Source organism: Moorena sp. SIO4E2 (genome assembly GCF_010671945.1).
Classification (GTDB): Bacteria; Cyanobacteriota; Cyanobacteriia; order Cyanobacteriales; family Coleofasciculaceae; genus Moorena; species Moorena producens.
The window spans coordinates 1-13,430 of record NZ_JAAHIE010000168.1; the positions used below are offsets into that span (position 1 = coordinate 1).

At 41.4% G+C, this 13,430-nt stretch carries 11 protein-coding genes and 1 pseudogene; 6 read left to right on the forward strand and 6 right to left on the reverse strand.

Going from position 1 to position 13,430, the window contains the following annotated elements; translation table 11 throughout:
* Window positions 1-1,226 (forward strand): xanthine dehydrogenase family protein molybdopterin-binding subunit (locus F6K37_RS18030; protein WP_287251460.1); only part of this gene is annotated, 1,226 nt, incomplete at its 5' end.
* An 81-nt stretch (window positions 1,227-1,307) separates the two neighbouring features.
* Here the strand turns inward: F6K37_RS18030 and F6K37_RS18035 are convergent.
* Window positions 1,308-2,751 (reverse strand): annotated as a pseudogene (locus F6K37_RS18035) (aromatic ring-hydroxylating dioxygenase subunit alpha).
* Window positions 2,752-3,122: 371 nt separating this feature from the next.
* Between F6K37_RS18035 and F6K37_RS18045 the strand changes: the two are divergent.
* Both F6K37_RS18045 and F6K37_RS18050 read left to right on the forward strand, forming a co-directional pair.
* Window positions 3,123-4,307 (forward strand): nuclear transport factor 2 family protein, encoded by a 1,185-nt coding sequence (locus F6K37_RS18045; RefSeq protein WP_287251463.1) that lies wholly within the window; start codon window positions 3,123-3,125, stop codon window positions 4,305-4,307.
* Window positions 4,308-4,492: 185 nt separating this feature from the next.
* A complete protein-coding gene (locus F6K37_RS18050; protein ID WP_502708025.1) occupies window positions 4,493-5,167 on the forward strand; it encodes a transaldolase family protein in 675 nt (224 codons plus the stop codon).
* 254 nt (window positions 5,168-5,421) lie between these two features.
* On the opposite strand, the gene F6K37_RS18055 is transcribed toward F6K37_RS18050, so the two are convergent.
* Genes F6K37_RS18055 through F6K37_RS18065 form a run of 3 tightly spaced genes read right to left on the reverse strand, consistent with a single transcriptional unit; the run spans window position 5,422 to window position 8,185 of the window.
* Window positions 5,422-6,312, reverse strand: a complete 891-nt coding sequence (locus tag F6K37_RS18055) for a TauD/TfdA dioxygenase family protein (protein WP_008184828.1) — start codon at window positions 6,310-6,312, stop codon at window positions 5,422-5,424.
* Window positions 6,313-6,326: 14 nt separating this feature from the next.
* Window positions 6,327-7,529 carry an FAD-dependent oxidoreductase gene (locus tag F6K37_RS18060; RefSeq protein ID WP_287251466.1) on the reverse strand — a complete coding sequence of 401 codons (1,203 nt, stop codon included), beginning with the start codon at window positions 7,527-7,529 and terminating at the stop codon, window positions 6,327-6,329.
* Window positions 7,530-7,567: 38 nt separating this feature from the next.
* The gene (locus F6K37_RS18065; RefSeq protein ID WP_287251468.1) at window positions 7,568-8,185 is read right to left on the reverse strand and encodes a glutathione S-transferase family protein; all 618 of its coding nucleotides are present in this window, start codon (window positions 8,183-8,185) and stop codon (window positions 7,568-7,570) included.
* 94 nt (window positions 8,186-8,279) lie between these two features.
* On the opposite strand from F6K37_RS18065, the gene F6K37_RS18070 reads away from it, so the two are divergent.
* The 3 genes from F6K37_RS18070 (at window position 8,280) to F6K37_RS18080 (ending at window position 10,821) form a co-directional block, all read left to right on the forward strand.
* On the forward strand, window positions 8,280-9,446 hold the full coding sequence (locus F6K37_RS18070; protein WP_008184823.1) for an XdhC family protein: 1,167 nt from the start codon (window positions 8,280-8,282) through the stop codon (window positions 9,444-9,446).
* Between the two features lie 29 nt (window positions 9,447-9,475).
* Window positions 9,476-10,129: a nucleotidyltransferase family protein gene (locus F6K37_RS18075; RefSeq protein ID WP_008184821.1), complete on the forward strand. Its 654-nt coding sequence runs from the start codon at window positions 9,476-9,478 to the stop codon at window positions 10,127-10,129.
* Between the two features lie 185 nt (window positions 10,130-10,314).
* Window positions 10,315-10,821, forward strand: coding sequence for a hypothetical protein (locus F6K37_RS18080; protein WP_008184819.1), 507 nt, complete (start codon window positions 10,315-10,317; stop codon window positions 10,819-10,821).
* A gap of 97 nt (window positions 10,822-10,918) precedes the next feature.
* Here the strand turns inward: F6K37_RS18080 and F6K37_RS18085 are convergent, their stop codons facing one another.
* Both F6K37_RS18085 and F6K37_RS18090 read right to left on the reverse strand, forming a co-directional pair.
* Window positions 10,919-11,287 (reverse strand): translation initiation factor, encoded by a 369-nt coding sequence (locus F6K37_RS18085; protein WP_008184817.1) that lies wholly within the window; start codon window positions 11,285-11,287, stop codon window positions 10,919-10,921.
* A 323-nt stretch (window positions 11,288-11,610) separates the two neighbouring features.
* Window positions 11,611-13,356 carry an esterase/lipase family protein gene (locus F6K37_RS18090; protein ID WP_287251471.1) on the reverse strand — a complete coding sequence of 582 codons (1,746 nt, stop codon included), beginning with the start codon at window positions 13,354-13,356 and terminating at the stop codon, window positions 11,611-11,613.
* Window positions 13,357-13,430 lie beyond the last annotated feature (74 nt).

A 13,430-nucleotide genomic window follows, 5' to 3' on the forward strand; every position in this document is an offset into this window, starting at 1 on the left:
TCGACCATGGGGTTAAATCCTGTACCTCACCAGTTGAGATTTTTACTGAACCTTGTACAGGCATTACACCAGCTATGTATGCTGCACCCAATCTGCGAACCCGTCAGGAATTGGCGGTGATGAACGTCGGCACACCTACATTCATGCGTGCCCCAGGGGAAAATCCGGGGTTATGGGCACTAGAATCAGCCATGGATGAATTGGCGTGGGAGTTAAAAATCGACCCAGTGGAACTGCGGTTAAAAAATGAAACTAAGGAACACCAGCGCCAGGGTTTACCTTTCTCTGCCAAGGATTTCGGGGAATGTTTGCGGCTGGGTGCGGAACAATTTGGGTGGCAAGATAGACCAAAACAGGTGCGTTCCCTCACCCGTGATGGTAAGCTGATTGGTTGGGGCATGGCGGCATCAACCTTCCCCGCTTTACGGGGTTCAGCCACAGTCACAGTGCGGTTGTTAGTCGATGGTACTGCCCATATCCTCACTAGTGGTAATGACATGGGTACTGGTGCATATACCATTGTTGCAGGTACAGCAGCCGAGGTATTGGGGCTAGCTGTAGAACAGGTACGGGTGGAGATGGGAGACTCCTTACTCCCAAATGGTGGGATGGCGGGTGGTTCCCAAATGACAGCAACCCTTGTACCAGCAGTGATGGCGGCTTGTGAAGAGGTTTTACAGACAGCTAAAGCGAAAACAGCCCAAGAAGCCTTTGCCACCCTGCATCAGTCGGGACAAGCTGCTTTTGAAGCGACAGCCTCTTCTGCAGCCGGTGAAGAGGGCAAGAAATGGGCATTCCAATCCTGGGGGGCACATTTTTGTGAAGTCAGCGTAGATGAAGACATTGCCCGCTTGCGCGTCAACCGTTGGGTGTCTGTGATGAATATTGGGCGAGTAATGAATGCCAAAACTGCAGCGTCTCAGATACGAGGTGCCGTAATTATGGGTATTGGGCACGCCTTGATGGAAGCCTGTGATTTGGACCCCAATATTGGCTATCCTGTGGTTTACGACCTGGCTACCTATAATTATCCCAGTCATGCAGATATTCCCCGGATTCAGGTGACATTTGTGGGGGAACCCGACTATAACTTCAATCCCGCAGGGGTGCGGGGTGTGGGTGAAATTGGGATTACAGGAGTATCGGCTGCGATCGCTAATGCTATTTACCATGCTACAGGTAAACGTATCCGTGATTTACCAATTACACCGGATAAGTTGTTGTGACACACGGAATGGGAAGGCGTTGCATTTAACGCCTTTTATGTTATGTGATCATGTTTATGTGATCATATTTATGTGATCATGTTAATTTTCATATAAGTCAACCACGGGTAAACCTTTTTTGGGAATGCTGCTGATAAATCTTTCCCGAATTGAGCCTAGTTTATAGGAGCAAATTAAACTCAATATGCCCAACAAAACTGGGATCAAAACTAGTCTTATCTGCAGATTAATTAGTATTAGTAATAACGCTAAAATTGCCAAGACTGCGGTAAAAGTTAGACAATAATCTTTGATTTTATCTATCAACACGCTTAGATTGCCGACAACTAGGGCAATGCTTTGTATGTCTGTGCCAGCGATCATATAATTGCTCATCACTTAATTCTTGGAAAGGTGCTTCTGTTAATCCCTGCCATGCCGGTTTACCACCGGCAAACTCATCTAACCATTTGCGAAAAGTAACGATGCCAACGTCAGCTACTGAAGGCATAAAATATGACTTTTGCCAAGTTTGATTCCCTATAGATTCGTTAACAGCTTGGGAGTGCATCATTGATAAATCTTGGTTACTCAACTTATAACTAGATGAATGTTTTAACCCTGTTGGTAAATATTTAGGCAGTAGTTCAAACCAGAAGTTACGTTTTTGTGGAGGACTATCATTCATAATAAACTTACCAATGTGTTTACAATAACCTGGTTTTGTGGGCACAAAATATAACTGAAATAAAGCACATTTACCATTGGAATATTTGTAGATTGTTGTATTAGAACAGGGTGGGGTAAAATTCCGCGTCGCATCCATATCTTTGTTAAAAATATTGTAACCAGAATGCTTTAACGTAAAACCAGCCTCAGCAGACATTTCTCCAAATACTTCAAACTGTTGTATGGGAAGCGCTCTTTCTGGAGAAAATCCAGCAATTCCTTTATGTAAAAATTGGGCGTGAGAAGGGTCAAAACTACTTTCAACAGAGACAGTGTAACCAACAGGAACTTCTGACATAAACCAATCTGTCTCAGACTTATAAAGCTGAGATTCAGCCATTACCGCAGGCTGTTTTAAAGTGCAATCTTCAAAAGCAGTAGGACTATTATCTGCCCATATCCATAATAATCCTTGTAGCACTTGAGTAGGATATGTTGTTACTTGCGAACGCTCACTATTACAAGCAGTTTCTAAAGCCTTTTCATCACTCAACATGGGGATAGTTGTACATTTTCCTGTCCCATCAAAACACCATCCATGATGACGACAAATTAGGTTACCATTTTCATTTATACTTCCTAAAGATAACTGCGCCAATTTGTGAGGACAAGTATCATCCATTGCTACCCAGTTTTGATGTTTGTCTCTCCAGATTACCAGCTTTTTACCCAGCAAAGTGATAGGGGTCGGACGAGAGGGTTCCAGATAGCTGATCGGAGTGATGGGATACCATTGTTTAGTCCATGTAAATTTTTTTTCTTCTTCCCATTGTTGCGAGTTATTTGTAGCTTTTTTATCTTTGAGTTCTGAGGTCATTACTCAATCTTTTTATTTATGGTACTTAATATGATTTTATTATAATGAACAGCTAAGGTAAATTAAACTCAAGGGTAAGCATTCAGGTGATGGGGTTGACAAAAAGGGAAGGAGGCAATTGAGACCTGGAGTTCAAAAGCTGGTCATGCTGCGGGATTGTTGCTATTGTCTTTGAGGCACAAGTCCCAGCAATGGTAGTATTTCCAAGGGCCACCCACAAGTTCCACCCGATAATAATCGAGCAGAGCGCTCTTTGCGTTTGGCAGTGACAACCGCGTAAAGTGGCAGGGGGGTCTCTCTCCTGGAATGGGTTTGAGCGTTCGGCAACATTACACCTGAATGCTTACTTAAAATCTAAAATCTAAAATCTCATGACCACACCTGCCCATAATCTGATCCAGTCCATGTATGAAGCAATCAATCGTAGGGATGTTAACGCTGCGATGGAGTGGATAGACGACCAGTGTATTTACGAGGATCTCAACTTTTCCCAACCATTCAAAGGAAAGGAAGCTGTCAGACAACTTCTGGAAGAATCCTGTCAAGGTATCCCGGATGATTTAAAATTTGTCATTGACGATATCACCACAGGGGATCCCCTGGCAGTAGGAGTACTATGGCACGTTGAGTTAGACGGCATTCCCTTTCCCAACGGACGAGGTGTTAGCTTTTATCGTTTTTCTGAGGTAACTGGCAAGTTAGTTTTAGCCCGTGATCTGGTTGAACCCCCCATAAAACCAGGGAAGGCCGCATTCTTTATCATCCGACTGGTATCTCCGCTGATACGGCGACTGCTGAAACCTCGGCAAAATAAAAGTACCAGGCAAATCTCTACCTTAGGCCAAGGGATTCCAAAAAGTCAAGGGTTTCTTGCTATAGTATTTGGGTTAATAGCGATCGCTTATATTTACATTCTGTTGCTATCTCCGCCAGGGCAACTTATTCCAGGGGAACCCGCTTGGGCTATTCAACCAGAAACTATAGAGGAAATAGTAAATGAATCTCTGAATTTTTTCTTTATTTTACCCCTTTTGAACCTCGTAGGCATTCATTATCTAGAAGCACCAGTGGTTCATCCTAGCTTAGAAGCACTCTTCAACTTTGCCGAAGCTTGGATTTTTATGTTTTTACCTCTACTCCTCGTCGATAGAAGGACAAATCATCTCCCCAAGATTCTCATTTGGAGTCTGGCGATGTTCGGAACCAATGCTGTTGTTACCCCTTATATGGCACTGCGCTATAATACACCAATTCCTCCAGTAAAGGAGGAAACGAACAAGGGAATATTAGCTCATGTATTTGGTTGGACAGGAATGATAGTGGGGATCATTGCCTTAGTTTGGGGGGTTATGGGACGACCAGAGTTTGGAGATTTGGTCGAGAGAATGAACTATTTTGGGGAGCAATTGATGACGAACCGACTTACATTAGCTTTCTGTGTAGATTTATTACTTTTTTCCCTTTTTCAGGCTTTACTTTTGAGGGCAGTTAACAGCAGGATTGGGTGGTTTCGATTTATACCTTTCTGGGGACTTGCGCTATGGCTAATTCTATGATTTGCTTGGAGGTTAGCTCAGCAGAAGCGAAAGCAATTTGTTGCCCAAAATCACTTTTATTCTCAAATCATAACTATATGGTTTTGGCATCATCTGGTGTTCAATATCAAAAAGTTTACCTTAAAGCTTACATAACTGTGCTGCGGAGCATTTTCAGTCAGGAAAGGTTTAATCAGGAGTTAATAATGTTAGAACTATATTTAGACAGTGCCGATGTTGAACAAATAGCACGTTTTCACTCTTGCTTACCGATTAAAGGAATAACAACCAACCCCAGTATTCTGGCTCAAGCCAACATCGGTGTCAATCAACTACTTAAAGACGTAAATCCTATACTAGGAAATGAGGTACGTTACCACATTCAAGTTATCAGTCAATCTGTAGATGAAATTATCTTGGAAGCTGAGAAAATAACAGCTTTACCCTATGATATTGTGGTTAAAATTCCCGCCACGGAAATAGGTCTGGTGGCAATGAAACAGTTACATCGGAAGCAGATACCTCTATTAGCTACGGCAATTTATACAGTTCAACAAGGTTTTTTAGCTGCACTAGCAGGTGCAGATTATTTAGCTCCTTATGTAAATCGAATTGATGTTTTTGGGGGAAATGGTGTCACAGTTGTGGAGCAACTTCAACAACTTGTCCAACAACAAAATCTAAGTTGTTGTTTATTACCTGCTAGTTTTAAAAATTCGCGTCAAGTTTTAGAAGTATTACAAGCAGGAGTTGGTGCGATTACTTTGCCTGTAGGTTTAATGGAACAAATGGTTTCACATCCGGCTATACCTTTGGCAGTTGAAAAATTTAATACTGATTGGCAACAAGTCTTTGGTGATAAATTAGCTTTTGAAACTTAATGTGACCTGAGTTTTGGATAAGAAAACAGGCAGATAGAGAGACCATACATAAACATACATATAGAGTTTATTGCAGTTATGAGGTACAGTCTTCTTGGACGTTAATTCCCTGTTAGGTGCGCTTGACCCATTAAGAATTAAATTCGCCACGGGTCGCACCTCTTGATCCAGCGCATCGCTATTCCCTATGCCCTCTTATCTCTTCCCTGTTCTCTTTTTCCTTGAGCGACTTGTCAAACTGCTGATACATTATTTCATTGACAATCCACAACTCCTAACCGTAATCCAATACGCTGGTATTTGGTAGAATCATAGAAAGTTCCCCGGTGCATTACTTGTGAGTTATCCCAAAAAATAATATCTCCTGGCTCCCAAACATGGGAATATACAGGGGTGCGTTTTAAAACAGTCTGAAACAAATCTTGCCAGTATTGTTTGGCTTCTTCTCGTTTATCTTCCATACCCAGAGGAATTGCTGTGTTCCAAGAACCCAAATATAATCCTTTTTGACCCGTAACTTTGTGAGTTGAAACAATGGGATGGACTTTTTTAGGAACATCATCCCAGTCAAGATTTTGACGATCAAACATGGGTGGCATTTGATACATTGATATTCCTTCTAATTCCTTTTGATAACTAGGATCAAGATTGTTATAAGCTTCTACTAAGTCTAAATATTCTGTGGTGTGAGGTTGTCCATTTTCTCCCTCTTCAGGAACTTTTATAGTGTAGAGCATGACAACATACAGTGCATTCATATCTAATTCTTCTCTTCTGGGTACTCCATCTTTATCTTGATGCCACACCCGGGCTCCATAAATCTTTTCAGGAGGTTCTTGATCAAATCCTTTAGGATTACCTAAAATAGCTGTATATTGGCTCTGGATATCTGGAGGGAGATCGGGGTCTAAAGAAAAAGAATTACCTCCAAACATCAAATTTCCAAAAGTTTTTATGGCAAATTCTTCTAACTCCGATGCAGTAAGCTGTTGATTTTTGACAACAATCACACCATGTTCCCATAGAGATTGTTTTAATTCATGTCTTTGTGAATCGGTCAGATGCAGTAAGTTACATCCTGGAAGGACTTCCATTCCTAGTCTAGATTTATATTGTGTTTGTTTTAATGGATTTTTGATAATCATAAAATTTACTGTTTCTAGAGACTAGAATAATTATAATCGAATTTAACCTCAGGCTTATAGTTAAAAACCCAATCTTGATATTCTTCGCTACTCATCTGTGACTGTTCCTGGATTTGCTGATTAGCAGTCTCTCTATCGGTTGTGTAGTAACGCATTTCACCCAAAGCGCTACGGGTTTGCATCAGTTGGGTACGGGGTATACGACGGTGTTCATAAGTAGCCAGAGCTTCTTCAATGCTCGATGCTTGGGAACAGCAAAATGCTAGTTCATAGGCGTCTTCAAACGTACTATTGGCTCCCTGTGCCATAGCAGGAGCCATTGGGTGAGCCGCATCACCCAACAACGTAACTCTGCCTTGACTCCAATATTTTAGCGGTAAGCGGTCGCAAATTGGTCCGGCCAAAATGCGCTCTGCTGGTGTTGCTTCCACAAGCGATCGCAATGATTCTCCCCAGTCCGCTAATTGATCGAGAACCCGAGATTTGACCTCAGCCGCATCTTGGGAAACAATACAATCTGGTAATAACTTACGATATAGCCAGGAAATATGCCCATCACCGACATTTAGGAGGTACATAAATTCTTGATTACCTTTCACAAATCCGAGTTCACCGGGATTAAGTAATTCTTGGTTACATTTGATAACAGTACGCCAAGACATACTTCCTAAATAGCGGGGTTTACCGTCTCCAATTAAAGCTTCTCTAATGGCAGAATTTATACCATCGCCTCCAATTAGCAAATCTGCACTAACCTTTTCCCCGTTATCAAAATATATTGACACGTGACGGTCGTATTGTTCAAAACCGATGCAGCGATGGTTAAGATGAATACTATCAGATGGTAACTTAGATGCCATAATTTGCTGCAAACGCCACCACCAAACAGTTATCAATGGCTGACCATATTTATCATCAAATCTGCTTGCTGGGTTAGTGCGAAGTGTTTCACCTTGAGTATTCTTTAAAACGCTTTTCCTAACCTCACAACCTGACTTTTTGATAGTTTCTACTATCCCCGGTTCAATAGCATCAAGGAAATTTAAACCATTTGGTAACAACCCCAAACCACCACCAACGGGCCGAAAATCTTGAGCTTTTTCGTAAACTTGGACATCATACCCCCATTTCCGGAGTGCTATAGCAACAGCCAAACCTCCAAGTCCAGCACCAATAATCGCCACTTTTTCCATAAATGGTTTGGATGACTTCCCCATTTGAGTTTTTTCTTGTGCGCTTGCCTGTAGTTTCATACTTAATTTAACGGCATAGGAACAGTTGACTTGACCGACTCACGCTCGTGTAATTTCTCGAACCAATTTCCTAAGTTAGGATACCGCGAACCCCAATCTTTATCCAAGCGAAGGCTGTAGTAACCCAAGGAACATAACGCTGCTACATCTGCTGCTGTCCATGTGTCATTGCCTAATAAGTATTGAGATTGGGCTAATTGTTGATCAAAAATTGGTAAAAGGCGATTAATTGACGTTTCTAATTTGGTTCGATAATCAGTTACCTCTAAATTATTAGTCAAATTTAAAAGCCATAAATTGATGATATTATCACCTAAATAATCAGCGATTTCTTCCCATTTACGACATTCAAGCTTTGCCTGATAATTACTTGGATAAAAACTAGGTTGTGGATAGGTTTCGTCTAAATACTCTGCAATTAATGTAGAATCCCAAATAACTGTACCATCTTGTTCTACAAACACAGGGACTTTACCAATGGGAGAAATTTTAATAAATTCAGACGGTTTATTCTTAAGATTAACTTCTTTGAGTTCGCAATCTAATTTTTTTTCAGCTAACAATATGCGAATTTTACGAGAAAAGTTTGATTGCTGGTGATAATACAATATTCTATTCATCAAATATCTCCACAAAAGCCACGAAAATTTTTACTTTACATCATTGAGCCCAAATTGTTAAGCTTGGCTATAACAGGAGTGTCCAGCAGCCAAGATGAAAGAGCTAAATAATATTATAGCAGCATTTGCCAAAATTCAACACAACAATGAACAAGTATTTCTTGCTACTGTTGTCAATGCTCAAGGCTCTACCTATCGCCAACCTGGTGCGCGAATGCTGATCACATCAAGTGGTAAAATGGTAGGAACCATTAGCGGTGGTTGTTTGGAAAATGATGTATTTGAGCATACTCGCGTTTCGATGCCAGACGGAAAACCCATAGTCATCACTTATGATACCACTGCTGATGAGGACATTATCTGGGGATTTGGGCTGGGTTGTAACGGTGTGGTAAACGTCTTTATTGAGCTTCTAAATCAAGATAATCCCCTTAACCCCTTAGCTTTTATTCATCAATGTTTCTATAACCAGCAGCAAGGTATTATTGCCACTGTTATTGCTGTGGAAGGTAGGGTAAATGTTAAGGTTGGGGCGCGTTTAATCCTGCAATCAAATAATACTGTAAATACTGATATTAAAGACGAGTATTTGACTGCTGCTTTGCTCAAAGATGCTCAAGCTGCTCTGGAAAATCAACATTCAAGTTTCCATCAATACCAATTAGCAGTCGGTAAAGTAGATATTTTTATCGAGTTGATTAAACCCCCGCCACATCTAATAATTTTTGGTGCAGGTCGTGATAGTGTACCTGTAGCAGAGTTTGCTAAAGCCTTAGGGTGGCGAGTCACTATAGTTGATTGTCGAGGGAGTGAGGTAACTCAAGAGCGTTTTATCATGGCTGATCAGGTGATTCTCACCCGCAGGGAAATTCTAGACAAGCAAATCTGTATTGATGATAACACCATTGCTGTGGTCATGACTCATAACTACCTCGATGATTTAGAAATTTTGAAAGTGCTAATCCCTGCTGCTATCAGCTATCTGGGTTGTTTGGGTTCAAAGCAACGCACTGCCAGGTTACTGCAAGATTTACGTGCAGCAGGAGTAGAATGTACACCCATACAGCTACAAAAGTTACACACTCCTGTTGGCATTGATATTGGTGCAGATACACCAGAAGCGATCGCATTATCCATCATTGCTGAAATTCAAGCTGTGTTAGCAAACCGTGGTGGTGGCTTTTTAAAACACCGCATGGAACCAATTCATAAACGAAATCAAGTCAATAAAATCCCAATTAAAAACTATAAAGGTTGTTGAATTTAACTTTTTAATATTTTAATTATGAAATGAAAATAACCAATTCAAAGCTAAAAATAACTGAATCAAATATTGCTATTATTATCTTAGCAGCAGGTGCATCAACCCGCATGGGTAGACCTAAACAACTCTTACCCTATCAGGGATGCAGCTTGCTTCGCCATACCATAGAGACTGCAATGGCTTCAGTCTGCAAGCCTGTCGTAGTAGTTTTAGGAGCAAATGCCCAACAGATATATTCTGAAGTTAACCAACCTTCTGTAACGGTAGTTGAAAACCTAGATTGGAATTTGGGAATGGGTTCCTCAATTCGTAGGGGAATTCTATCCCTTGCCACTTGTTCTGAAACCATAGACGCAGCAGTTATTACTGTTTGTGACCAGCCGTTTCTTTCTCCTGAAATTATTAATTATTTAGTGGCAGCCTATCATGATACGGGAAAACCCATCGTTGCTTGCCAATATGCAGATACATTAGGTGTACCTGTTTTGTTTAAACATATATTTTTCTCTGAACTAGCAACCTTAGATGAGACCGTGGGTGCCAAAAAATTAATCAATAAATACTACAACGAAGTATGTAGTATTCCTTTTCCATTAGGTGTAATTGATATTGATACACCAAGAGATTACCAGAAGTTAGAGAAAAACCAAGAGGGGCAAGAGCTCCGGAGTTTTATTTGACAAAAAAACAAGACCTCCTAGGTTTACATCTCAAATACAAACCCTATAGTAGAGTGCGTTATTAACGCACCTTACTGGTATAGTTATGGCGTAAGTCCTGTTAGTGACAAGCCCCATCCCCTTGTGGATGGGGCTGTTGACTGTTCAATATAAAAAGAGTATAAAACTCATAGCTAAAGGCAAAAATGGAGCAAATAAACTCAGAAATTGACGCAATTCGCCAGAGCATTGCCGCACTACGTGCTGAACGTGATACCCTAACCCGCCAGGAAATTATCTTAGAAGACCAGTCTCCAGAAGCGATCGCTCAAGCCTACCGTCGTCAAGCCAGTGAAAACGCCCAACGCTCGGTAGAGATACTAGGAATCGATAATGCGATCGCAGCCTTAGAAGCCCAGTTGGAACAAAAACAGCAGCAGTTACAGCCAGCACTTACCATCAGTCAACCCCTAACCCTGGAAGACCAAATAGAACAAGCCACACAACAAGCTTATGACCACGCTGAACGGATTAATGAACTGGCAGCGGAACTAGCAGAAGAACTCAAAGCCCTAAAAGCGATCGCTCATGACCTGAGTCCCATTTATTGGAAGTTGTATCATCGACCCTTTGTTACTGGATTCAGAAGTACCTCAGTTCCCTATCTTCGTTCCGATCACGATGTTTTAAGGATTACCAAACTAGTAATTTAAATTTAGTCATTAAAATTAGTAATTCAAACGGATAACCTAAGATTAGGTTATCCGTTTATCCGTGTTTAAACATCCAGGTTTATTTTATCTTATACCATTAACCACCACTAACTTTAGCTTTGTAGCCCAGTTTAATCATTATTTGCACTAGTTTATCAGTATGATTTCCTTGAATTTCAATAGTATTATCTTTAACTGTACCACCACTACCACATTGGCCTTTCAGCTGTTTAAGTAACTTGGTTAAGGTTTCTGGTGATGATTGAAATCCACTAATTACTGTAACGGTTTTTCCCTTACGTCCCTTCCGTGATGCCTGTACCCGCAAATCTTGCTGATTTGGGGGAAGTTCCTGAATCGGTCGTTCCACTGCAGCGTCGTTGCTAGTGCCAAATTCCTGGTAGACAGTTCGATTGCCAGAGGTTTTGGAGTCAGAAGCATTGCGTTTTGATTTTGATGAAGCCATTGGTTAAATCTAGTATCAATCTATTTACAATTCCGGTTAATTACTTGTAAGCATTCAGCCGTCAGTGGTCAGCCGTCAGCTTTCCGTAACAGAGATTAAACCAATGCTTACCGGTTTTATTCAAAAGCTGTTCGGTGTAGCTTGCCCATAGCCCATAACTACCTCAAGTAGCACCTCAAGTAGCGCATAAGCTGATACGCGACACGCTGATAGCTTACAATCACTTACCAAATAGTGGCTGGATTTTTGGGTCAGGGTAATCGGTAATCGGTAATCATCAACTACCAATTACCCATTACCCATTACTAATTAACCATTACCCATTACTCTATCCCGGAAAGGAACGGTTCTGGATGTCCCTGTTCAGGAAGACAATCAATTTCGATCTGGAAGGTTCCTTCAAATCCAGTGTCTTGCACTTGAAATTCCCAGGCACCATCCACTTCTTTCATCTTATCAGCGGGATTGGCGGTAAAATCTGGCTGAGAAAATTTTTCATCGCTATGGAGGTAGAGTTCTATGGGTGTCTTGGCAATCAGAACCCGAATATAGTATTGTTTGCGGAAGATGACATTGTCAGAGAAACCAAGACCTAACAAATCCCGCTCACCGACGTAAAAGTCCAGCCGTAAGACCATGTCTTTCTCTTGGGCTGGGATGCTCTCATCCTCTAGAATCGATATGGTATTCAAGTACCCTTCCCAGATCAGATTTTTGCCATCTGCCCAAGGAAATGCTGGCTTTTCGTCGGTCAAATCCTCTTTAATAAACGGACCATAGCAGTTTTCCGCAGCCTCACTCTGGTGGAACAGTTCAAAATCCACCAGACGGGGTTTAATGGATACTCCCAGAAAGAACTCACTTTTGCCAAACCAATCCTTACCCCGAGTGATTTGGCCGTTGACAAAACGTAAACGCGATCGCACATTCCCAAAGAAAAAGCGCGTTGCTACTTCAAATGCTTCTCGGGAAGTAATCACGGAGTCGAAACCACCGTGGGATTTGTGGATAAAGGTACGGGGTGCCCCAGGAATTTGGGCAGAGAATTGCTTAACTAAGCCATCACTACGGTTATAGTTAGAACCAAACTCATATCTCGGGGAGAAAACGCGGTTGAGAAAGGAGGCTTGTCGCAAATTGTAAGACTTATAGTTGGTGCCAACAATAGTTAAAAGTCGTTCTAAGGGAAAGTGTTTCTCAAAATTTTGGAACGAATAGGGGTTGTTGAGCTTACTTTGATTTTTGAGATTAAAGCGCTCTAATTCTTCTTGAGCTCCTAGTTCTCCCCCAAAACCCAGCCAATCTTCTAAGATTTGGAAGGTAATGCCTTGGTGAGGAGTGCCCAAAGTGATAATTTTATTGATGTAGTCTTCAGCCTTAAGACCAAGGCTGGGATAGGTGACTTGAACTGCTTCGCGAGCGATTAACCCACCCATAGAATGGGCGATGATGTTAACCTTAGGTTTAACACCTGCTTGATTCGCGGTTAGTTCACGAATTAAGTAGATCAGACGCACCAAGGCATTACCATAGGTGTCAAATTTACGCTCTTTTAGGTCATAGTAGCGAAATACCCAAATAGAGCGCCAAGGCTCTTTGATAGACTCCAAAAAGTATTCTGACATCTCTGGGTTTATGACTACTTTATCCCCTGAAAAATATCTTTTTTGTTCAGTTTTGTCTGGATAGTTTAAAGTATAGGTTTCTTCTTTGAGGCGCTTAAATTTATCGAAAATACCATTATCCTTTAACCACTGAAGTGATGATGGCAGGGGTTTGCCATCCTGGAGCATTTGCTGCAAAGACTTTAGTTTCCGAGGCAGGGTTGGTTCATCTTCAATTTCCCGACTACTAAAGGTCACGACGTTACTGGCATCCTGGTATTGCCAGTCTGACTTGAGGAAACTCAGAATTAATCCTTCATAAATCTCATTTGTTCCCTTTTTGTGTTCATAGACGGTGCCTTGGTTAAAGCCCTGGTAGGTTAAGCGCTGTTCCTCTTGAATATTGAGACCGCCAAACCCACGAATTAGGATAATTGGTAAAGGAGTACGGGTAGGTACAGACATTGTCATCTCCTATAACATCTGATCTGTTAATTCATCGATCTTAGCTGCTGATTTATCTATAGACCATCAGTGTT